At 69.8% G+C, this 22,972-nt stretch carries 15 protein-coding genes; 9 read left to right on the forward strand and 6 right to left on the reverse strand.

Annotated elements, in window-relative coordinates; all coding sequences use genetic code 11:
- Nucleotides 1-42: 42 nt before the first annotated feature.
- Together ACFV4K_RS24140 and ACFV4K_RS24145 are read right to left on the reverse strand one after the other, a co-directional pair.
- The gene (locus ACFV4K_RS24140; RefSeq protein WP_379277895.1) at nt 43-825 is read right to left on the reverse strand and encodes a glutamate racemase; all 783 of its coding nucleotides are present in this window, start codon (nt 823-825) and stop codon (nt 43-45) included.
- A gap of 95 nt (nt 826-920) precedes the next feature.
- A complete protein-coding gene (locus ACFV4K_RS24145) occupies nt 921-2,114 on the reverse strand; it encodes an NAD(P)/FAD-dependent oxidoreductase (protein ID WP_379277897.1) in 1,194 nt (397 codons plus the stop codon).
- 157 nt (nt 2,115-2,271) lie between these two features.
- Here ACFV4K_RS24145 and ACFV4K_RS24150 point away from each other — a divergent pair, with 157 nt between their 5' ends.
- From ACFV4K_RS24150 to ACFV4K_RS24175, 6 genes are all read left to right on the forward strand, one after another.
- Complete coding sequence (locus ACFV4K_RS24150; protein ID WP_379277898.1) at nt 2,272-2,625, forward strand: SPW repeat protein; 354 nt, start codon at nt 2,272-2,274, stop codon at nt 2,623-2,625.
- Nucleotides 2,626-2,771: 146 nt separating this feature from the next.
- Nucleotides 2,772-3,386, forward strand: coding sequence for a TetR/AcrR family transcriptional regulator (locus tag ACFV4K_RS24155; RefSeq protein ID WP_379277900.1), 615 nt, complete (start codon nt 2,772-2,774; stop codon nt 3,384-3,386).
- A gap of 178 nt (nt 3,387-3,564) precedes the next feature.
- Entirely contained in the window at nt 3,565-4,710 is a 1,146-nt protein-coding gene (locus ACFV4K_RS24160; RefSeq protein ID WP_379277917.1) for a lipase family protein, read from the forward strand.
- A 137-nt stretch (nt 4,711-4,847) separates the two neighbouring features.
- Nucleotides 4,848-6,431, forward strand: coding sequence for a hypothetical protein (locus ACFV4K_RS24165; RefSeq protein WP_379277902.1), 1,584 nt, complete (start codon nt 4,848-4,850; stop codon nt 6,429-6,431).
- A gap of 102 nt (nt 6,432-6,533) precedes the next feature.
- On the forward strand, nt 6,534-7,292 hold the full coding sequence (locus ACFV4K_RS24170; protein ID WP_379277903.1) for a DNA alkylation repair protein: 759 nt from the start codon (nt 6,534-6,536) through the stop codon (nt 7,290-7,292).
- A 322-nt stretch (nt 7,293-7,614) separates the two neighbouring features.
- On the forward strand, nt 7,615-8,193 hold the full coding sequence (locus ACFV4K_RS24175) for a transglycosylase SLT domain-containing protein (protein WP_379277905.1): 579 nt from the start codon (nt 7,615-7,617) through the stop codon (nt 8,191-8,193).
- A gap of 106 nt (nt 8,194-8,299) precedes the next feature.
- Here ACFV4K_RS24175 and ACFV4K_RS24180 read toward each other — a convergent pair whose 3' ends face one another.
- Together ACFV4K_RS24180 and mftR2 are read right to left on the reverse strand one after the other, a co-directional pair.
- Complete coding sequence (locus ACFV4K_RS24180; protein WP_379277907.1) at nt 8,300-9,355, reverse strand: 2Fe-2S iron-sulfur cluster-binding protein; 1,056 nt, start codon at nt 9,353-9,355, stop codon at nt 8,300-8,302.
- 72 nt (nt 9,356-9,427) lie between these two features.
- Nucleotides 9,428-10,048: a mycofactocin system transcriptional regulator MftR2 gene (gene mftR2, locus ACFV4K_RS24185; protein ID WP_379277908.1), complete on the reverse strand. Its 621-nt coding sequence runs from the start codon at nt 10,046-10,048 to the stop codon at nt 9,428-9,430.
- Nucleotides 10,049-10,405: 357 nt separating this feature from the next.
- Between mftR2 and mftF the strand changes: the two genes are divergently transcribed.
- Complete coding sequence (mftF, locus tag ACFV4K_RS24190; RefSeq protein WP_379277909.1) at nt 10,406-11,803, forward strand: mycofactocin biosynthesis glycosyltransferase MftF; 1,398 nt, start codon at nt 10,406-10,408, stop codon at nt 11,801-11,803.
- Here mftF and ACFV4K_RS24195 read toward each other — a convergent pair whose 3' ends face one another.
- Complete coding sequence (locus tag ACFV4K_RS24195) at nt 11,804-12,130, reverse strand: nuclear transport factor 2 family protein (protein ID WP_379277911.1); 327 nt, start codon at nt 12,128-12,130, stop codon at nt 11,804-11,806.
- Nucleotides 12,131-13,375: a cytochrome P450 gene (locus ACFV4K_RS24200; protein ID WP_379277912.1), complete on the reverse strand. Its 1,245-nt coding sequence runs from the start codon at nt 13,373-13,375 to the stop codon at nt 12,131-12,133.
- Nucleotides 13,376-13,682: 307 nt separating this feature from the next.
- Between ACFV4K_RS24200 and ACFV4K_RS24205 the strand changes: the two genes are divergently transcribed.
- Entirely contained in the window at nt 13,683-15,035 is a 1,353-nt protein-coding gene (locus ACFV4K_RS24205; protein WP_379277914.1) for a GAF domain-containing protein, read from the forward strand.
- 439 nt (nt 15,036-15,474) lie between these two features.
- A partial coding sequence (locus ACFV4K_RS24210) for an amino acid adenylation domain-containing protein (RefSeq protein WP_379277916.1) occupies nt 15,475-22,972 on the forward strand: 7,498 nt, incomplete at its 3' end.

Here is a 22,972-nt window from a genome sequence, read left to right on the forward strand (position 1 = left end):
CCGCTTCCCTTGGGGGAGCGGCCCTTTCGTGTGTCCGGGGGGTCAGGAGGCGGTGAGCCGATCCTCGCAGGTGGCGCCGAGCAGGCGGCCGGACTCGAAAGCCGCTGCGGCGGAAGGCAGTCGGGCCGAACGTCCGGAGGCCAGGATACGGACGCCGCCCGCCCCCGCGGTGGGCCGTCCGAGGGCGTCCATGCGGCGCAGGGTCTGCCCGGCCACGGCCTCGGCGCTGTCGAAGACGCGCACCCCGGCGGGCAGGGCGGCGAGGATGTCGTCGAGGACGAGCGGGTAGTGGGTGCAGCCGAGCACGATGCCCTCGGTGTCGGCGGGGGTGCGGGCGGCGGCAGCGGCGATGGCCTCGGCGATGACCGGGAGGTCGCCGCGGTCGATGGCGTCGGCGAGCCCGTGGCAGGCGACCCCGGTGACCTCGGCGTCGCCGCCGAACTGCGCGATCAGCCCGGCCTGGTAGGCGCTGCCGGTGGTGGCGGCGGTCGCCCAGACGGCGACCTTCTCGCAGGCGGCCGCGGCGGGTTTGATGGCGGGCACGGTGCCGATCACCGGCACTTCGGGCCCGACCATGGCGCGGACGTGTTCGAGCGCGGTGACGCTGGCCGTATTGCAGGGCAGCACAATGACTTCCGCGCCCTCGCACAGGGCGAGGCGCGCGGTGTCCAGCACCCGGTCGATGACCCACTGCTCGGGCTTGGGGCCCCAGGGCGCGCCGTCGGGGTCGTTGAGCAGCAGCAGGTCGAGATCGGGCCGCAGCTTCCGCAACCAGGCGGCCGTGGGCAGCAGCCCCAGTCCGGAGTCGATGAGCGCGACGATCACACCTTGCACGGTAGTGAAAGCACCGGCCTGATCGCGAACCGCGGGTCGGAATGTCTTGCTTGTCCAGGTGTAGCCGAGCGGTTCCCCGCTCCCGTTCAGCCCGCGGTAACCACTGGCTGAAGGTTCGCGGCGAGTTCGCCGCGGGCCTTCATGACCTTGCCTGCCATGCTCGCGCCGACCACGGCGACCAGCGTGCCCGCGCGGCGGTAGTGGGCCAGGAACTTGCGGCCCTTGTCCTCCACGATCTCGATCTCGTCGGCCAGCGCCGGGATGCCGAGCACCTGGATCTTCATGTCGTACTGGTCGCTCCACACGTACGGCACCTGGATCTCGGCCGGGGCGCCGCCCAGCAGCGCGGCGGCCAGCACCTGCGCCTGTTCGCCGGCATTGGTCCAGTGCTCGACGCGCTTGTTGCGACCAAGGGCGTGCGGCCAGGCGGCCACGTCGCCGAGTGCCCAGACGCCGGGGACCGAGGTGCGCCCGGTCTCGTCGGCGAGCACGCCGCCGCCGTCGGCGGGCGTGGCCAGCGGAATGCCGGAGCCGTCGAGCCACTCGGTGACGGGCACCGAGCCGATGCCGATGACCACCAGGTCGGCGTCGACGACGCTGCCGTCGGCGAGCCGGACCCCGCTCACCGAGTCGCCCTCGGTGACAAGCGTTTCCACCCCGACGCCGCAGCGCAGCTCGACGCCCTCGGCCTCGTGCAGCCGGGCCACCAGCGCGCCGACCTGCTCGCCGAGCGCGGCGTACAGGGGAGTGGGCTGCGGTTCGACGATGGTGACGTCGAGCCCGCGCGCCCGGAAGCTGGCCGCGAGCTCGCAGCCGATGAATCCCGCGCCCACGATGACGGCCTTGCGGGCCGAGCCCAGGTGTTCGCGCATGGCCGCGGCGTCGTCGTGCGAGCGCAGCACGTGGAGGCCGGAGACCTCGGGCAGCCCGGGGATCCGGCGCGGCCGCAGCCCGGTGGCGATGACCAGAGCGTCGTAGCCGGCTTCGGTGCCGTCGGAGATCCGGACTCGGCGGGCGCCGGTGTCGACGCCGGTGGCGGTGACGCCCAGGCGCAGCCGGATGTCGTGTTCGGCGTAGAACTCGGCGGGCCGCAGCGCGGTGTCGTCGGTTTCGCCGCGCATGTACTGCTTGGACAGCGGCGGCCGGTCGTAGGGGGCGTGGTTCTCGTCGCACAGCAGGGTCAGTTCACCGGTGTAACCGGCACGTCGGAGCTCCTCTGCGGTGCGCAATCCCGCGAGTCCACCACCAACAATTAGAACCTGTTCTACCGAGTGCGACATGTGCCCACCTTAGCGGTTCCCGAAGGCCCCCACCGACGTGTCGGCCGTCACACCCGAGATGCGGCCCAATCGTATCCGGGCATTCATTGATCGGGCGGTCAATCAGGATTACAACGGGATCAGAACATATTTCCTGGCCTTTCAAAGGAGGCATTCCATGTTCACCATGAGTCGCGCGGAGCACGCCTTGACATTCGTGCTCGGCGTAGTAGCCGCGCTGTCCCCGATCTGGGTGGCGCACAGCGACCGCGCACTGTGGACCCTCGTCGTGCTCGGTGTGCTGATCGCACTCGCGGGCCTGGCGCAGTTGCGCGATATGGGTACCACGATGACGGGCCGAGCGCTCGGCATCCTCGGTGTCCTGATGTTCATCTCCCCGTGGGTGATGAACTTCCACTCCTACAGCAACGCCTCCTGGGTCGCATGGATCGTGGGCGCGTTGACGGTCGTGGTCGCGTTGGCCGAGATGCCGGAGGTTGCGGGCCGATTCGGCACCGCGGCGCACCACTGACCGGGTCGCGGCGCGCCGGCCTCGTTCTCCTGTGAAGGGCGGGAGACCCCACGAGGCCGGCGTATCCGCGCGATATGCTTGTTCCCTACGTCCGCCCGACCGGTGGCGGCCGCCTCCGCTTCGAAGCGTGAGGAGGAAGTCGAGCAGTGCCTGCACCACGGAAGCGTCGCAGCAAGAAGGTCGACGGGGACGCTCGCCAGCTCATCCTCGATGCCGCCGAGAAGCTGTTCGCGGCCAATGGTTTCGACGCCACGGCCACCGCGGCCATCGCCGAGGCCGCCGGGGTGCCCAAAGGCCTTGTCTTCTACTACTTCCCGACCAAGGACGCGATTCTGTCGGCTCTGATGGCCGAGCGCGTCCCGCCGGAGCCGATCGACGACATCTATTCGGTAGTGGTGCCGGGTGATCCGGCCAAGAGTCTGGTCAATATGGACGCCGCCCTGAATCTGCGCGATCACCATTCCTCGGTGCTGCGCGTCATCATGTGGCGCGAGGCCGACACCCATCCGGATGTGCGCAAACAGTTGCGCCGCATGCGCGATCAGCTGCTGGACGTGACCGCGCGGGTGCTGGCGGCGAGTGCGCCGGGCCCGGTGCAGCCGGGGACGCTGCGGGCCTGTGCGGCGGCGTGGGTGTCGGCGATGCTGGCCATCGCGAGCACGGATCGGTTGCACGCGCTGGACGGGCTGCCGTTGCCGACGGCCGACGAGATCCTGAATGTGGCGAACGTGGTGGCGGCGGGCATGACCCAGATGGGTTGAGTTCGCAGCGACATCATGATTGCTGGCGTGTCGCTATTTCTTCTCCAACCTTCGCGAACCACACTCCTTGTGGGGCAAGCATGCGATTCTCACTGCGAAATTCGTGGAGGAACTGGTGAAAGCCAAGCTGTTGCTGCGCATTTTCGGATTGTTCTCGGCGGGTCTGGCCCTCGCGGCGATGGCGCCCGCGGCGCACGCGGATCCGATCTATCCCGCGCCCGACCCGGATCCGTTCTACGCGCAACCGGCCGACATCGCCGACCACGCACCGGGCGACGTGCTCGCGACGCGGCCCATGCCGCCGCTGCTGATGTTCCCCGACACCACGGTCACCATGGTGAAATTCCGGTCCACCGGCTCCGAGGGCGGCCCGATCGCCGCGGTCACCACGGTGCTGACGCCGCGCGAGCATCAGCCGGGCGGGCCGCTGCTGTCCTATCAGCACATCATCAACGGCCTCGGCGCGCAGTGCGCGGTGTCGCGGGTGCTGTACACCAGCGACCCGAATCTGTATGTGAAGGAAGCCGTCGCCCTGAACGTGGCACTGCGGCGCGGCTGGTCGGTGGCGCTGCCGGACCACCTCGGACCGAATTTCGCCTACGGCGCGGCCAAATTGGGCGGGCAGATCACCCTGGACGGGATTCGCGCGGTCAAGCGGACGCCGGAACTGGGCCTCGGTGACAGCCGGGTCGCGATGGCCGGATATTCCGGCGGCGGCATGGCGACCGCGTGGGCGGCGGCGCTGGCCCCGCGCTACGCGCCGGAACTGGAGATCGCGGGCGCGGCCACCGGCGGCGTGCCGATGAATCTGGAGAAGATGGTGCGCCAGCTGGGCTTCCAGCCGCATCCGGCGTTCGGGCTGGCCATGGCGGCCGCCATCGGTCTGGAGCGGGAGTATCCGGACCGGCTGCCGATCAGCACCCAGATGAACACCGCGGGCCTGTTCGCCCGCAATGCCATGGCCAATGGCTGCACCAACGAGATCATGGCCATCGGGGCGGGCCACAGCGCGCGCGAATTCGCGGCCAGCACCTCGCTGATCGACGATCCGACGGTGCTGTCGGTGCTGCAGGAGAACAGCCTGGAGCTGTACGACGGGGTGCCGAATACGCCGATCTTCGAATGGCATTCGCCGACCGATCCGCTGATCTCGGTGGACGCCATCGTGAACACCGACCGCCGGTACTGCGCGGCGGGGGTGCCGGTCGACGTCAATCTGAACTCGTCGCCGGAACACCTGTCCGCGGCGGTGCTGGGCCTGCCCGCGGCGCTGGACTGGGTGGACGCCCGGTTGCGCGGCGTACCGGCTCCGACCACCTGCTGAGCCGGTTCGCCACCGGGTGGCGTGTGCGTCAATGCCCCAATACCGTTGGTCGTGAGCCGGTTTCGTGGTGACCGGGCGCACGGCCGGAGCGTAGCCCGACTCGCACCGGCTGCCACCGCCCGGTAAGAATGGCGGCCATGGATGCCGATTTCACCACCGGCCCGGGGGATTCGCGTTCCGCGCGTCAGCCGGGTTACCGCCTCACCCACCCGGACGCGCCGGGCACCTCGCCGAATCCGGTGCTGACCGGCATCGATACCGGCGCGCACGCCGGGTTGTCCCACAACGGACATGACGGCCTGAGCCGCAACGGACATGACGGCCTCAGCCATAACGGACATGACGGCCTCAGCCGCAACGGACATGACGGCCTGAGCCGCAACGGCCACGACGGGCTGTCCCGCAACGGGCACGACGGGCTGAGCCGGAACGGCCACGACCAGCAGGTGCAGTGGTCGTCGGCGCCCGTAACCCTGCGCAGCACACCGGAATCGGAGGCCCTGTCGCGCCGGATCGCGCCCGATCTGCCGCAGCGCTCCCCGGACCTGCCGCAGCGCAATTTCGACCTGACCCAGCGTGCGCCGGAGTTGCCGCAGCGCGACCCGGAGCTGCCGCAGCGCGCCCCCGATCTGCCGCAGCGCACCTCGGACCCGGAGGCCGTGGCCGCCCGGCTGGCCGCGGACGAGCCGTTCTCGGCCCGCATCACCACCGACAGTGAGCCGTTCGCGGTGCCGGTCAACGGTGAGCCCTTCGGAACGCGCCCCGCCGCCAACGGGTCGCCGTTCGCCCGGTCGATCAATGACAGCGGTCCGCTGACCCGTCCCGCCGACAGCGGGCAGTTCACCCGTTCCGCCCCGGAGAGTGAGCCTTTCGCGGCGCCGTCCGCCATGGACAGCGACACGCTGGGCCCGCGTCCCGCCCCCGAGCTTCAGTCCTTCGCCCTGCCGGCCGAACCGCGGGACAGCGTCTTCGGCGCCGGCTCCGCTGTCGAATTCGAGCCTCCGGTGTCGCGCCGCTACGCGCCGGACCCCGAGCCGCCCGTCCGGTACGAGCTCCCGGAGCGGCTGGAAACCCCTGAGCGCCTGGAGACCCCGGAGCGATTGGAGGCTCCGGCGCGTCTGGAGAGCCTGGAGGCCCCGGCCAGTCTGGAGAGCATGGAGGCGGTCGCCGCGTCCCTGCGCGAGAGCGTGCACGAGGCGCCCCGCGAGTCCACCCGCCCGGCGGGTGCTCCCTCGCGTCGTCGCGCCGCCCCGGAACCCGTTGTCGAGCAGCAGGTTTCGAGCGTTCCAGAGCCCATCGCCGCGCTGTCCGAGCCCATCGCCGCGCTGTCCGAACCCGCGGCTGTACCGGCCGAGCCCGGGGCCGCGCTGTCCGAGCCGGCGCACGCACTGACGGAGCCGACGCCCGTCGCGACCGAGTCGACGGTCATCGCGCCCGTATCGCCCGCCGCCGCGCCGGAGTCGAAGGCCGCCGCCGAGTTCCGCACCGGCGACGCCACCATCGATCTGCACCACATCATGCGCCTGCTGGTCGCCAGCCACGATCTGGAAGTGGCCGCCACCGCCGCCGAATCCGGTGAGGCGGATATCGCGCAGTTGGCCGATGCCGCGCACCGGACCCGTTCGGCGGCCGTGGAATTGGTCGCCGCCTGGTACGGAGGGGCGGACCACATGCGAAATTTTGGCGAGGTCCTCTTACGAGCCGCGGCGGAAACACGGTAAAGCTCGTGGACGTCCCCGGCGAGTTACCCGGACCGTTGTGGGATGCGGCGTCACTTCAGGATTCGTTCCAGAGGGCCTCGGATAACTGACTTGGGAGGCGCGATGAGCGGTATCGGTGCGGCATCGAATGGTTTGACCGCCGATGCGGTGCGAGCGGATTTGGCGGCGCTCGCCGACCCGGCCGACGCGGTGCATCTGCAGCGCTTTTTCAAGACCGGTCCGGGCGAGTACGGCGAAGGGGATGTATTCATCGGCGTCCGGGTTCCGCAGACCCGGAAGGCGGTGAAACGGTTTGCCGGGATGCCGCTTTCGGAGATCGACGCACTGCTCGACAGTCCGGTGCACGAGCATCGGCTGGCCGCGTTGGTGATTCTGAATGGGGAGATGGCGAAGGCGTCGCGCAAGCGCGGGGGCGATGCGGCGCGGCAGCGCGAGATTGTCGAGTTGTATCTGGCGGCGGTACGCCGGGGCCGGGTGAACAACTGGGATCTGGTGGACGCCTCCGCGGAGTTCATTCTCGGTCCGTGGTTGCTGGGGCGTCCGCGCGATCTGCTCGAGAAATTCGCGGCGGGGGATTCGCTGTGGGAGCGGCGGGTGGCGTTGCTGACCACCTTCGCGTTCATCAAACAGGGGGAGACCGCCACCACCGTGGAATTGTGTGAGCGCCTGCTCGACGACCGCCGTGATCTGATCCAGAAGGCGGTGGGCTGGATGCTGCGCGAGATCGGCAAGCGGGTGGATCCCGCGATTCTGACCGGATTTCTGGACGCGCACGCGGCGGCGATGGGCCGCACGGCGTTGAGTTACGCGACCGAGCACTTCACCCCGGAGCAGCGGGCGCACTACCGCGCTCAGCGGTGAACACCGCGGCGTAGCCCACGCTGTCGGGTTGCTGTGATGCATTGCTCGAGGAATTTGTCTCGACTGTTCACCCTGCGTTCAGTTTACGTTCATTTGTCGAGACCACTCTGTGATCAGTCGGCAATGGCCGATACCAGCTCGAAATGAGCTGGAGCACCCCACGCGGAGACCGCCGCCTTCGGCGAGAGCGTGAACGAACGATGATAGCTGGGAAATCTCCCGAATCTCGTTCCGCCACCTTACACATCACGATCCATGCAGTGCGTCGGCAGGGTCCCGAGGGACACCCGCCGTGGTCAGCGCTGCGCTACCGAGATTCGCCATGCATAAATTCTTCGCTCAGCCCGTCCGAACCGTCACCAGCCTCGCCGCCGTCGCGCTCGCCGCCTCGGCCATCGCCGCCGGCACCGCCTCCGCCGACGTCAACGGCGTCCCGCCCGAGTTCCAGGGCACCGCCCAGCAGGTTCAGCAGCAGGCCACCGATCTCAACAACTCCCTGCCGGCGCCGCAGCAGGACCAGGTCCGCGCCGCGGTGCAGGGCCTGCCCGCCCCCTTCGACCAGTTGCTGCCCCCGGTCTTCGCCGACAATCTGGACGGCTGGATCCGCAATGCCATGCAGGTCATGAACCAGCGCGGCATTCCGGGCAGCTACGACGGCATCTTCCGCAACATCCAGCGTGAGTCCGGCGGAAACCCGCGCGCCATCAACCTCTACGACTCGAACGCCGCGGCGGGCATCCCCTCCAAGGGTCTGCTGCAGGTCATCGACCCGACGTTCCAGGCGTACCACGTCGACGGCACCTCGTGGGACATCTACGACCCGGTCGCGAACATCTCGGCCGCCTGCAACTACGCGGCGCACCGCTACGGCTCGATCGACAACGTCTTCTCGGCGTACTGAGCCCGGACGCCACAAACGATATCGGCCGCCGCGTGAGACAACGCGGCGGCCGAATCGTTTTCGGGGTTCGGGGCGAAGCCCTGAGAGTTCCGAGAGCTGGGTTGTCTCAGAACTGGATCTTCAGGCGGTCCGTCACCGGCCGGGCCTGGCAGCCCAGGATGTAGCCGTTGGCGATGTCCTCGGGGTCGAGGATCTCCGCGTTCTCCATCTCCACCTCGCCCTCCAGGACGGTGCAGGCGCAGGAGCCGCATTCGCCCTCGAGGCAGGAGTAGGGCACGTCCAGGCCCTTGGAGAGCATGATGTCGACCAGGGTCTGGCTGCGCGGCCAGGTCATCTCGTGGGTCTCGCCGTCGAGTTCGACCTCGACGCTGGCGGCGTCGGCGGCCTCCTCGGCGCTGACCTCGACCGGGGCGACATCGGCGAACGGGTCGCCGGAGAGCGAGTTGAAGACCTCGGCGTGGGTGCGGTTGCGCGGCACGCCGAGCTGGCCGAGGGCGTCGTGGACCCGGTCCATGAACGGCTTGGGGCCGCACATGAACGCCTCGTAGGCGGTGTAGGGCGAGACCAGGGCGGCGAAGGCGTCCGCGGTCGGCAGGCCCTGGAGGGCTTCGAGCCAGTGGATGACGACGACCCGCTGCGGGTTCTTGTCGGCGAGTTCGCGTAGTTCGCTGGCGAAGATGACCGACTCGTGGTCGCGGTTGGCGTAGACCACCACGATGCGGCCGTTGCCGCGGGCGAGCGCCGACTTGAGGATGGACATCACCGGGGTGATGCCGCTGCCGGCCGCGAACAGCAGCAGGTCCTCGTCGAGGTTCTTGGGGGTGAAGACGCCGGACGGCGGCAGCACCTCCATGGTGTCGCCGGCTTTCACGTTGTCGCACACCCAGTTCGACGCGTAGCCGTCGACGGTGCGCTTGATGGTCACCTTCGGCTTGTCGTCGGTGTGCGGCGAGCTGGCCAGCGAGTAGCAGCGGGCCACGGACCCGGTCAGGTCGCTCGGGATGCGCAGGGTCAGGAACTGGCCCGGCGTGTAGGCGAAGCGCTCGCTGAGTTCCTCGGGCACGTCGAAGACCAGCGAGCAGGAGTCGGCCGTCTCGTTGATGACCGCGGAGACCCGCAGCACGGCCGATCGCGAGCTGTGCGGTACGTCGACGGTGGTCATAGTGTCCTCTCGAACCCGGCAGTGATGGTCAGCCGGAGCAGTCTACCCAAACTAGAACGTGTTCTAGTTTGACTATACGTGGCTGTCGCGCTGCCGGACAAGCTGAGCTTCCAGACCGGCGATCAGCACATCCATCGAGAAGTCGTAGGAGAACCTGCCGCGCAGATCCGCCATGTGTTTGGTGGCGCGCTCCACCGCCTCGGGCAGCACCCGGTCCACCAGCGACGAGCGGTCGCGCGGGTTCACCTTGGAACGACCGAACAGATAGGTGTGGATGGTGGCGTAGGCGGAGAGCACATTGCGCTCGTCGAAACCGGCGTCGAAGAGGATTTCCATCACGGCCGCGATCAGGTCGAGCTGTTTGCCGAGCATCTGCTCGATCAGGACGTCGCCGAGACCCGGGTGCTTGCGCAATTTCTCGTCGATCTGGTCGATGAGATCCCGCAAACGCATTTGCCACGTGCCGAATTCGGGTGGCGGCTTGCGGACGCCGGTCAGCGCCGCGGTCGCCACCAAGTCGAGTAGCTCCCGCTTGTCGGCGACGTAGTAATAGGGGGCCATCGGTGAAACTCCGAGTTCGCGGGAGAGCCGTCGCATGGACAGCTTCTCCACGCCGTCCTGCCTGACCACCCGCAGGGCGGCCTCGACGATCTCGGATTCCGAGAGGGTGTTACCGCCCCCGCCTGTCTGCATGCGCCCGACTCCCATACCGCCTCGACCACCACGGGCACGGATTTCCGTCCCCTACCAGTTCAACTGCCGATTTTCCTCCCGGCAGTGTAGAGCGCCCAGGCCGCAACCCGTCGAGCTACCACCGGATGTGCGAGAGACCGAATAGGGGCGCTCCCTTGCGGAATGTCGACCCAAGGTTCGCGGCCGTCCCGATTCTGGACTGCGGCTCGATAGACCTCCGCCTTGGAGCGGGGGAGCGAAGCGGAGGAGGGAAGAATCGCGACCAGGGGCCGCGAACCCGCCCGTAACGAAGCGGAGGGCAGATAACACCGCGTGGCAATCATCATTGCCAGTGGTGTGCTGACTTAGCATTCGGGAATGCGCCATGATCGCCTTCCCGATGGTTTCGGGGTGCGAATCGATCCCAAGGTGCGCACTTATTCCGGTGGACGGCTACTGGTCGGCGGCACGCCGACGAGGTTGCTACGGCTCGCTCCGGAAGCTGCGGCCTTGATCGGTGACGGGTACCTCGAGGTGACCGACCCGGCGTCGGCGCGGGTTGCCAGACGTCTTCTCGATTCCGGTGTCGCGAATCCGCGCCCGCGGCTGTTGCCGTCGCTGGAGGACGTCACCGTGATCGTGCCGGTGCACAACAACACTCCGGAGCTGTCGCGGCTGTTGTCGGCGCTGCGCGGCCACACGGTGATCGTGGTGGACGACGGTTCGGATCAGCCGGTGCGGATTCCCGAGGCGCGCAGCCGATGCCGGATCACCGTGCTGCGCCGCGATCGCCGGCACGGGGCGGCCGCGGCCCGCAATTTCGGATTGCGATCCGCGTCAACCGAATTCGTGGCCTTCCTGGATCCGGAGGTGGTGCCCCGGACCGGCTGGCTGGAGGTCATGCTGGGTCATTTCAGCGATCCCAAGGTGGCGCTGGTGGCCCCGCGCATCCTGGCCATGGATCCCGATTCCACGGTGCTGGCCCGCTACGAGCACACCCGCGGTTCGGTGCATCGCGGCCGCCGCGAGTCGGCGGTGCAGGCGCACGGCCCGGTGCCGTACGTGCCGAGTTCGGCGGTGCTGGTGCGCCGGCTGGCCGTGCTGGGCGAGGGCGGTTTCGACGAGTCCATGGGCGCGGGCGGCGATGTCGACCTGTGCTGGCGGCTGGATCGCGCGGGCTGGCGGCTGCGCTACGAGCCCGCGGCCCGGGTGGCGCACAGCAATCCGGTGTCGCTGCGAAAGTGGTTCGCCCACAAGGTCACCCATGGGACGGGTGTGGCGCCGCTGGCGCAGCGGCACAGGGGGATGGCCGCGCCGCTGTCGCTGCCGATCTGGACGGCGGTGTCGGCGGGCCTGCTGAGCACCGCGTCGGGCTGGGGCATCTTCGGCGGGGTGCTGACCCTGGGCGCGACGCTGGTCCGATTACGCCGGGTGTTCGCCGGGCTCGACAATCCGACCCGGGTGGCCGCCATCTATATGACGCGTGGTTTCGGCGGTGCGGTGTGGCGGCTGGCGTCGGCCATGTGCCGCCACTACTGGCCGGTGACGCTGCTGGGCATGCTGTGCTCGCGCCGGATCCGGCACATCGCGATCACCCTGGCCATGGCGGAGGGCTTGGCGGACTGGTTCACCCATCGGGAGCCGGGCAGCCTGGATCCGATCCGCTACGTGTTCTGCCGGCGGTTGGACGATGTGGCCTACGGGACGGGCGTGTGGTGGGGCGCGGCCCGCACCCGCAGTGCGGCGGCGCTGAAACCGACGCTCCCGTCCAGTTGATCAGCGGTAGTAGATCTCCAGTGTGGTGATGCGCCCGTCGGGGCCGAGACCGAAGACGTCGATCGCGTAGGTGCGGTTGCCGGGCTTGCCGAGCGGGCTGGTCGCCTCGAGCTGTGCGACTTCGACTGCCGGGCCCGGGATTACCCGCGTGATCTCGGTCCGCGCCCGGCCCGCGAACACGACATCCCGATAGAACCCGGCGATTTCGTCGTGACCGGTGAAAACGCCTCGCGGATTGCGCAGTTCGGCCCCGGGCGCGAAGAGCTTCAGCAGCGCGGCTTCGTCGGCGGCGTTGACCGCCCGCACGTAATCCTCCGAGATACTCATCTACTCCTCCTCCCCGCGCGCCCGCAGCCGGACCGGCATGTGCCGGACGCCGGTGTGCTTGTTGCTGCGCGTGTATTCGACGGCCCCGGTGAGTTCGGCGGTCTCGACCCGGTCGAGCAGCGCGTCGAACACCACCCGCATCTCCATGCGGGCCAGATTGGATCCGAGGCAGAAGTGCCCGCCGCGCCCGAAGGCGAGGTGCGGGTTGGGCCGCCGGGTGATGTCGAAGGTGTGCGGGTCGGCGAACACGGCCTCGTCCCGGTTCGCGGAGGTCCACCACAGGGTGACCTTGTCCCCGGCCTTGATTCGCTGTCCGCCGAGTTCGGCGTCGCGGGTGGCGGTGCGCCGGTTGTAGGAGGTGGAGGAGGCCCACCGCAGCATTTCGTCGACGGCGCCGTCCAGTTGGGAGCGGTCCTCGCGCAGGCTGCGCCAGACCTCGGGCCGTTCGATGAGCGCGAGCATCCCGACAGCGATGGAGTTGCGGGTGGTCTCGCTGCCCGCCGCGATGAGCAGGCTGAACAGCATGGCCTGCTCCATATCGGTGAGCGGCTGCCCGTCGATGGTGGCGTGCGCGGCCAGGGAGAGCAGGTCGTCGGCGGGCGCGGCGGTCTTGGCGGCGAGCAGTTCCCGCCCGTAGGCCCGGGTTTCGGCGACGGCCCGCTGGGTGCGCGCGGTGGCCTCGCCGAGGTCGCGATCGTCGTAGTCCAGGGCGACGTTGGCCCAGCCGAAGAGCCGGTGCCGGTCCTCCTGCGGCACCCCGAGCAGTTGCGCGACGGCCTGCAGCGGCAGTTCGGCGGCGAGGTCGAGCAGAAAGTCGCACTCGCCCTTGGTCAGTGCCGCGTCGACCAGGTCGGCGGCGCGCTGCCGCAGGTCGTCCTCGATGAGTTTCAGGGTGCGCGGCGCGACGCTGGGCATGAGCAGTTTCCGCACGCCCGCGTGCCGGGGGTCGTCCATCATGTTGAGCAGGACCCCGACGGCCCAGTCCACCGGCAGGTCCTCGATGAGGGTGCCGCCGCCGCGCCGTTCTCCGCCGCTCTCGGAGGAATAGGTGACCGAATCCCCGGCCACGGCAACGATGTCGGCGTACCGGCTGACCACCCAGAACCCTTCCCCGTCGGGGGTGTGCGGGGTGGGCGGATGCCACCAGACCGGCGTGTCGGCCCGCAGCCGGTCGAAGACCGCGTGCGGGAAGCCGCGCGCGAACCGGTCGAGATCGGTCAGGTCGATGTCCTCCACCCCACCCACCCTCGCACAGTGTCCGAGCCGGGGCGGTACATTCGGTGAACCGTGTTAACCGAAAACCGGGCCGCCGCAAGGTTTTCGGGGCGGGGTGCGCGGTCGTGATCCGGTCAGCGGCGCCACCGCAACCTCGGCGGGTCCGCCGCGACGCGCGGATCGCGCGCAGTGACTGAACACGGCATGTTTAACAAGATGCTGCGTAGCTCACATTTCCGCCGGACACGGTTGCTGTGTGACCTGTCGGACAAACGTACAGCTTCCGCCTTGGGCTCTCAGGTCCGCCGGTACCCTTTGGGTGCGGAAAGAAAGGCAAATGGTCAGCAATCTTGCGGGTGGGGGAAACCCTAACCACGGCGCCGAACCGGGCAGTCAACTCGGTGCGCTCGAAACATATGCCGCCCAGGCTCACGGATATCTCAGCCTGGGTGGAGATCAGCTGGGGCAACTGCCCGGCTTGTTACGTCCCATGGTCCTGGAATCGTGGCTGCGCAGCGTGCGCGGCGGCGTGGACCCGATGGACGATGGGGACGGTCGCGGCCTGCGCGGCGCGGACCTCGAGCGCTATCGCGACGCGCATCCGATCGCCGCGGTGATGCCGCTGGTGGACAAGCTGTTGCTGCGGGACGCGACCAGTACCGGTCTGATCGTGGTGGTGGCCGACCAGTTCGGCCGCGTGCTCTCGGTGCACGGCAATGCCGACCGGGTGCAGCCGGCCGCCGAGGCGGGATTGCGCGAGGGCAACGACCTGAGCGAGCGCCGGATCGGCACCAACGCGGTGGGCCTGGTGGTGCGCACCGGCCGCGCGGCCTGGATCCACGGCCCCGAGCATTTCCTGCACCGCATGCACCAGATCACGGGAGCGGCTGCGCCGGTGCACGATCCGGACGGCCGCCTGGTGGGCGTGCTGATGATCGCCGGCGGCGTGCGGGTGGCGCGCCCGGAGATCCTGGCGCTGGTGAAGGCGGCGGCCACGGCCGCGGAGATGGATCTGCTGCTGGCCGCGGTGCGTTCGGGCCAGGACCGGCGTTCGCACGCCGACGCGCCCGCGCCGGAACGCCTGGGCCTGGAGGTGCTCGGGCTGGGTCAGCCGCAGCTGACCGTGGCGGGGGAGCGGGTCCCGTTGTCGCAGCGGCACGCCGAGATCCTGTTGCTGCTCGCCGAGCATTCCGAGGGGTTGTCGGCCGATCACCTGGCCCTGCTCCTCGATGACGCCGATCTGGACAACGCCACGATTCGCGCCGCCATGTCGCGGCTGCGCTCGGTGGTCGGTTCGAACGTCTTCGGCTCGCGCCCGTACCGGTTGCGGGTGCCGATCGCCACCGATGTGGAGGCGCTGCGCGCCGCCCTGGATTCCGGGGATGTGGACGCCGCCGTGCGGCTGTACGCGGGCCCGGTGTTGCCGCGCTCGACCGCTCCGGGAGTTATAGACATTCGCGATGAATTGCGGGTGCGCTTGAGAACGGCTGTATTACGTTCCGGCGACGCTTCGGTCTTGAGTCGGTGGACCGCGGGCGCCGAAGGACGCGACGACGCGGCGGCGTGGGCGGCCTATCGGGCCACCGTGGACCACGAGTCTCCGCTGTATGCGCAGATCGAGGCCAAGATCCGGGTGCTGGACCGGCGCCTGGGCGCCGATGCAACGCAGTTGCAACGTTTCGAGTCCTAATCTCCACATCCGAAAGTGCGGTCGGTCACACCGCAGCCTCGTTATGTGGTTTGACCCACATTCATCGCGATCGTCGCGCCGGATCGGCTGCCAACTAGACGCTCGTCCAACTTTTTTTCAGGAAAAAGTTCCTTTTTATTGTGTAAACGCCTAGTGTTCGCATGCATGAACGGCATCCCTGTGATGCAGGTGACAGTTGGAGGAGATCGGCAGTAGGACAGTCCGGATGCGATGACCCGGAGGCAATCGCGTCCCGGCCGGCGAGCCAGTAAGCCCGGCCGCTTCGAGCACTAGTTGGATCACGCGCGGATTCGCCGCGCATTCGTCGAAAAACCCAGGGCGATGCGATAACTCGCGGCCTGGTGCGCTCTCGTCAGCCGAGCGCACTCAGGTCTATTTCGTGATGCCCCGAAACCGTTGGTCGACATAGCAATTCGCCATGACAAGGGAGGCTCTGGTGCAGGGTACGGACTCGAGTGGTCTCGGACCGAGTGAAGTTCCGACGTCGACTGAATTGTCTGCGCCGTTCCCGCTCGGACCCGCGCAGATCGGGCTGTGGTACGCCCAGCTGCTGGCTCCCGAAGTGCCCCTCAACCTGGTCCAGTACGTCGACATCGAGGGTGACTTCGACGTCGACCTGCTGCTGCGCGTGGTCGAGGACGGCGTCCCGATCTGGCGTTCCTCCCAGCTGCGTTTCACCGAGATCGACGGACAGCCCCACCAGTACATCGACCCGACCGCGGGCCACAACACCGAGCTGATGGACCTGCGCTCGGCGGCCGATCCCATCGCCGCCGCGCACGAGTGGATGCAGGTCCAGATCCTCGAGCCGATCGACCTGCTCACCGGCAAGCTGTTCTCGCCCACCTTGATCCGGGTCGCCGACCAGCGCTGGTTCTGGTTCTTCGTCGGTCACCACATCGTGGGCGACGGCTACGCCGCCCTGAACACCATGCAGTGGACGGCCCGTCGCTACACCGCGCTGCAGCGCGGCCAGGAGCCGGAGACGGTGAAGGTCGGCACCCTGCGCGAGCTGGTCGAATCCGAACTGGCCTACCGCGAGAGCAGCCGCTTCCGCACCGACCGCGCCTACTGGCAGGAGCGCACCGCGGGCTTGGACGGCACCATGTCGCTCAAGGGTCGCACCGCCCCGCCGCGCTCGGACAACCTGCGCCGCGGCGTGGTGTTGTCGGAGGACCTGGTCCGCCGCATGGAAGAGTGTGGCGCGCAGCATGATTCGGGTCTGGCGGGCGTGATCATCGCCGCCTTCGCGGCCTACCTGGCCAAGCTGACCGGCCAGGACGAGGCCGTGCTGAGCCTGCCGGTCACCGCCCGCACCACCGCGGTCATGCGCCGCTCGACCGGCATGCTGTCCAACATCGTGCCGCTGCGGATGGCGGCCGGGCCGGACACCACCTGGCTGGAGCTGCTCACCGCGGCTCGCCTGGAGATCTCCGGCGCGCTGCGCCACCAGCGCTACCGGCACGAGGACATCCGCCGCGACGCGGCCGAACTGCAGGGCGCCCCGGCGTCGCGGGCGCTGTACGGCCCGATGGTCAACATCATGCTGTTCCACCCGCAGCTCGACTTCGGCGACATCCAGGGCCGCCTGAACCTGTTGTCCACCAGCCCGGTCGAGGACATGAGCCTCAACGCCTTCTACGGCGAGAACGACCGGGTGCGCCTGGACCTCGAGGTGAACCCGAACCTGTACACCGCCGACGAGATCGATCGCCACATCGAGCGTTTCGTGGCGTTCGTCGAGCGGCTGGTGGAGCTGGACCCGGCGGCCCCGCTGTCCGCGGTCGAGGTCATCACCGAGCGCGAGCGCGAGATGGTGCTGCGCGAGTGGAACGACACCGCGTTCACCGTGGACCCCGAGGCGACGCTGGTGTCGATGTTCGAGGCGCAGGCCGCCCGGACGCCGCAGTCGCTCGCGGTGCGTTTCGGCGGAACCCCCGCCTGCGATCTCACCTACGCCGAGTTCGCCGGACGGGTGAATCGGCTCGCCCGCTACCTGATCTCGCGCGGCATCGGCCCGGAGTCGCTGGTCGCGCTGCACCTGCGCCGTTCGCCGGAACTGCTGGTCGCGGTGTACGCGGTGCAGGCCGCCGGCGGCGCCTACGTGCCGCTGGACCCCGATCACCCGGCCGACCGGATCGCGCACATCCTGGACACCGCCGCGCCCGCGCTGGTGCTGACCACCGCCGCGGACCGTCCCGACACCGACGCCGCCGTGCTGGACATCGCCGATCTGACCGAGGCCGCGCTGGCCGAGTTCTCGGACGCCACGGTGACCGATGTGGACCGGCTGTCCCCGCTGCGTCCGGCGAACACCGCCTACGTCATCTTCACCTCGGGTTCCACCGGCCGCCCCAAGGGCGTGGCGGTGAGCCACCGCTCCATCGTCAACCGCATGGTCTGGATGCGCGAGACCTTCGCGCTGTCCGCCGCGGACGTGATGCTGCAGAAGACGCCGATGACCTTCGACGTCTCGGTGCCGGAGCTGTTCTTCGCGCTGCAGATCGGCGCGACCCTGGTGCTGGCCCAGCCCGACGGCCACCGTGATCCGGCCTACCTGCGCGCGGTGATCGCCGAATTCGGCGTCACGGTGGTGCATTTCGTGCCGTCGATGATGGATTCGTTCGTGGCCGAGCTGGAGGCCGCCGCGGCCGCGGGTGAGCCGCCGCTGCGGATCCGGCAGCTGTTCGCCTCGGGCGAGGCGCTGCCGGGCCCCATCGCGCAGCGGCTGCGCGCCCTGACCGGCGCCCCGCTCCACAATCTCTATGGCCCCACCGAAGCTGCGGTCGAGGTCACCTCGCACGAGGTGACCGCCGCGGACACCACCGCCGTGCCGATCGGCGCGCCGGTGTTCAATACCCGGCTGTACGTGCTCGACGCACGCCTGCGGCCGGTCCCCATGGGGACTCCGGGTGAGCTGTATCTGTCGGGGGTTCAGCTCGCCCGGGGCTACATGGCGCGTCCGGGTCTGACGGCGGAGCGGTTCGTCGCCGACCCGTTCGCGGCCCCGGGTGAACTCATGTACCGCACCGGAGATCTGGTCTGCTGGACCGAGAACGAAGCGCGGGGTGGCGGAGCGGAGATCGAGTACCTGGGCCGCACCGACTTCCAGGTCAAGGTGCGCGGCCTGCGCATCGAGCTGGGCGAGATCGAGACCGTGCTCGGCGATGTCGAGGGCGTGTCCCGCGCGGTGGTGATCGTGCGCGACGATCAGCTGGTCGCCTACGCGGTCGCGACCGACGAGGTGGACGCGATCAAGCTCAAGGCCGCCGCCGCGCGGGCGCTGCCCGCCTACATGGTGCCGAGCGCGTTCGTGCTGCTGGAGGCGTTGCCGGTCAACGCTTCCGGCAAGCTGGACCGGGCCGCGCTGCCGGATCCGGTCCGGGTCGCGGTGGTGCACGAGGCGCCGGTGACGGTGACCGAGCGGGCCGTGGCCGCCATGTTCGCCGAGGTGCTGGGCACCGACCAGGTCGGCCGCACCGACGACTTCTTCGCCCTGGGCGGCAACAGCCTGATCGCCACCCAGGTGGCATCGCGGCTGAACGCCGAGCTGGGCTGCCACCTCACGGTGCGCGAGATGTTCTCCGCCACCGGCGTGGCCGAGCTGGCCGCGGTGATCGACGCCCAGTTCGTGGACGCCGACGCCGAGTCCGGCAGCGCGGTCGCCCTGGTGCGCCGCGATCGTCCGGAGGCGCTGCCGCTGTCCCCGGCGCAGCAGCGCATCTGGTTCCTGAACCGTTTCGACACCGCGAGCGCCGGCTACAACATGCCGTTCGTGGTGCGCCTGCGCGGCGAGGCCGATCCGGAGGTCATGCGCGCCGCGCTGGCCGACGTGCTGGGCCGCCACGAGGTGCTGCGCACCGTGTTCCCGACCACCGCAGCGGGTTTCGCGACGCAGCAGGTGCTGCCGGTCGCGGCGGCGACCGAGCCGGTGGCGCAGGAGTCCTGTGACGCGGACGAACTGGACGCCCGCCTTCGGACCTTCGCCGCCCAGGGTTTCGACCTGGAGCGCGAGATCCCGTTCCGTGCACGACTGTTCACCGTTACCGGTGCCGTCGCCGCCGATTGCGGACTGGGCGGTCCGGTCCTGGTCGACGCCGCGGACCTCGACGTCCCCGAGTACGCGATCGCCATCGTGCTGCATCACATCGCCGCCGACGGCCTCTCGCTGCCCATCCTGGCCCGCGACCTGATCACCGCCTACCTGGCCCGCACCGGAGGCCAGGCGCCCGCCTGGGAGCCGCTCGCGGTGCAGTACGCCGATTACACGCTGTGGCAGCGGGATCGGCTCGGCGCGGCCGACGACCCGGAGTCGCTGCTCTCGCGGCAGCTCGACTTCTGGCGCGGCACCCTGTCGGGCGCGCCGGACGTGCTGGAGCTCCCGGCCGACCGTCCCCGTCCCGCCATCGCCACCGGCCGCGGCGGCAAGCTCGACGTCGAGCTCACCGCGGAGTTGCACGCCGCCATTTCGGAAACGGCTCGGGCCGAGGGCATTTCGACCTTCATGCTGATGCACACCGCGCTGGCGGTGCTGCTGTCCCGCCTGTCCGGCGAATCGGACATCGTCATCGGCACCCCCGTCGGCGGCCGCGGCGCGCGCGAACTCGACGACCTGATCGGCATGTTCGTCAACACGCTGCCGCTGCGCACCGAGATCGACGGCGAGCTCAGCTTCCGTGACCTCGCGCACCGGGTCCGCGACATCGATCTCGCCGCGTTCGCGCACGCCGACGTCCCCTTCGAACAGCTCGTCGAGGCCCTGAATCCGGTGCGCTCGGCGGCCCGGCATCCGCTGTTCCAGGTGGCCCTCTCGTTCACCGCCGCCGGAGACATCAGCCTCGAACTGCCCGGGTTGCTTGCCACGACGAGTACCCTGGACACCGAGGTGACCAAATTCGACCTGTCGGTCGCGGTCACCGAAAGCTTCGCCGGTGCCGGTCCCGGGGAAGGTCCGGCACCGGCGGGGATCCACGCGGAGTTCGAATTCGCGGTGGATCTTTACGATCCCGCCACCATCGAGGTCTTCGCGCGCCGCTATGTGCGCTTGCTCGAGGCGATCACCACCGATCCGGCCGTGGTCGTGAACGCGCTGCCGCTGCTGTCCGAGGCCGAATACACCGATCTGACAACCCGTTCCGGCGGGGCCGTGGAAACGGTCCGCCTGCTGCCGGAGATCATGGCCGCGGCCGTGGCGTCGGCCCCGGACCGGATCGCCCTGATCGAGCGCGATGTCCAGTTCACCTACACCGAACTGGACGCCCTCTCGAATCGCTTGGCGCGCCTGCTGATCGAGCGCGGCCTCGGCCCGGAGCAGCTGGTGGCCGTGAGCCTGCCGCGGTCGATCGAGTACATCGTCGCCGTATGGGCCATCGCCAAGACCGGCGCCGCCTGGGTGCCGGTGGACCCCGCCTTCCCGGCCGACCGCATCGAGTACATCGTGCGCGACGCGGGCGCGGTGCTCGGCCTGACCGTGGCGCCGGTGCGCGCCGCGCTGCCGGACACGCTGCCCTGGCTGCTGCTCGACGACGCCGAATTCACCACTGCCCGCACGGCCTTCCCGGCCGATCCGATCACCGACGCCGATCGGGCGCGGCCGCTGCGCGCCGCGAATGTCGTGTACTCCATCTACACCTCCGGCTCGACCGGTCTGCCCAAGGGCGTCGTGGTCACCCACACGGGCCTGGCGGGTCTGTCCGAGGCGCAGTACGAGCGCTTCAGCGGTTCCGCCGACGCGCGGGTGCTGCACGTGACCAGCTCCTCGTTCGACGTCTCGGTCGGCGAGCTGCTGCTGGCCCTGCGGTCGGCCGCCACCCTGGTGGTCGCCCCGACCGGCGCGCACATCGGCGACGAGCTGGCGGAAGTCATTCGGGCGCACGGGGTCACCCACGTCTTCATGACGCCCTCGGGCGCGAGCACCATCGATCCGGCCGACGTCCCCACCCTGCGCCACGTCGCGGTCGGCGGCGAGGCGCTGTCGCCGGAGATGGTGCGGCGCTGGGCGGAGGCCGGGCGCGACATGATCAACGCCTACGGCCCCACCGAGGCCACCGTGGTCGTGAACATCACCGGCGCGCTGGCGGCGGGCGAGACCGTCACCATCGGCCACCTGGTGCCGGGTGCGCGCGAGTGGATCCTGGACCAGCGGCTGCGGCCGGTGCCGGTCGGCGCGATCGGCGAGCTGTACCTGGGCGGCCTGCCGGTCACCCGCGGCTACCGCAATCGCGCGGAGCTCACCGTGAGCCGGTTCGTGGCCTGCCCGTGGGCGCCCGGTGAACGCATGTACCGCACCGGCGACCTGGTGCGCTGGACCGCCGACGGCCAGGTGGAGTACCTGGGCCGCAACGACTCCCAGGTCAAGCTGCGCGGCTTCCGCATCGAGCTCGGCGAGATCGAGGCCGCGCTGGCGGCGCTGCCGCAGGTGCGCCGGGCCGTGGTGGTCCTGCACCACGACGCGTCGCGCGGCGATCAGCTGGTGGCCTACCTGGTGCCGGCCGCCGGCGGCGTGGAGGTCGCCGAGATCAGGACCGCGCTGGCGGAACGCCTGACCGCGTACATGATTCCGTCGGCCTTCATGGTGCTCGACGCCATGCCGATGACCGTCAACGGCAAACTGGACTACCGCGCGCTGCCCGCCCCGGTCTTCGCGGCCCGCGAATTCCGCGCTCCCGCAACGCCGATCGAGCTGCTGGTAGCCGAGGTCTTCGCCGAGGTGCTGGGCCTGGCCCCGGTCGCCGACGCGACCCCGGCGGACGCGGCGCTGGCGGCCGCCGCGGTGGCCGCGGCTCCGTCCTCGAACAACGCTCCGGTGCACCTGGATTCGGCCGTCGAGGCCGACGCGCCCGCCGCCGGTGTCGGCGCGGACGACGACTTCTTCGAGCTCGGCGGCAACTCGCTGATCGCCACCCAGGTGGTGGCCCGCCTCGGCGCGGCCCTGGACACCACCGTCCCGGTGCGCCTGCTGTTCGAGGCGTCCAGCGTCGCCGAGCTGGCGGCCCGGCTGGCCGATCTGGCCGGTACCGGCGGTCGCGCGCCGCTGGTGGCGGGGGAGCGGCCCGAGGTGGTGCCGCTGTCCTACGCGCAGCAGCGCATGTGGTTCCTGAACCGCTTCGACAACAGCTCGATCGCCGACAACCTGGTCGCGGCCATCCGCCTGGACGGCCCGCTGGACGCGGACGCGCTGGCCGCCGCGGTCACCGACGTGGTGGCGCGGCACGAGACGCTGCGCACCGTGTACCCGGCCGTGGACGGCGTGGGCCGTCAGCTGGTGCTGCCGGTCGAGCAGTCCGGTGTCGCGCTGGCGGTGGAGCGGGTGGGCGCCGAGGATCTGGAGACCCGGATCTTCGAGCTGGCCGTGCTGCCGTTCGCGGTGGACGAGCAGGCTCCGGCCCGGCTCACCCTGCTGCGGGTGGCGCCCGAGACCCACGTGCTGGTGCTCGCCGTGCACCACATCGCCGCCGACGGCTGGTCCATCGCGCCGCTGACCCGGGATCTCATGCTGGCCTACGCGTCCCGCACCGCGGGCGCGGCCCCGGCGTGGACGCCGCTGCCGGTCCAGTACGCCGACTACACGCTGTGGCAGCGTGACCTGCTCGGCGCCGAGGACGACCCGGAATCCCTGCTGGCGGACCAGGTTCGCTTCTGGCGCGCCGAATTGTCCGGTCAGCCCGACACTCTGGAGCTGCCCGGCGACCGGCCGCGCCCGGCCGTGGCGACCCGCCACGGCGCGCAGTACCGCTTCGCCGTCTCCGCCGAGCGGCACGCCCGCCTGCGCGAGCTGGCCGAGGGCGATCGCGCCACCCTGTTCATGGCGCTGCACGCGGCCTACGCCACGCTGCTGGCGAAACTGTCCGGCAGCGCGGACATCTCGATCGGCTCGGTGGTCGCCGGGCGCGGCGAGCAGGCGCTCGACGACCTGG

The organism is Nocardia sp. NPDC059764 (assembly GCF_042732555.1).
Classification (GTDB): Bacteria; Actinomycetota; Actinomycetes; order Mycobacteriales; family Mycobacteriaceae; genus Nocardia.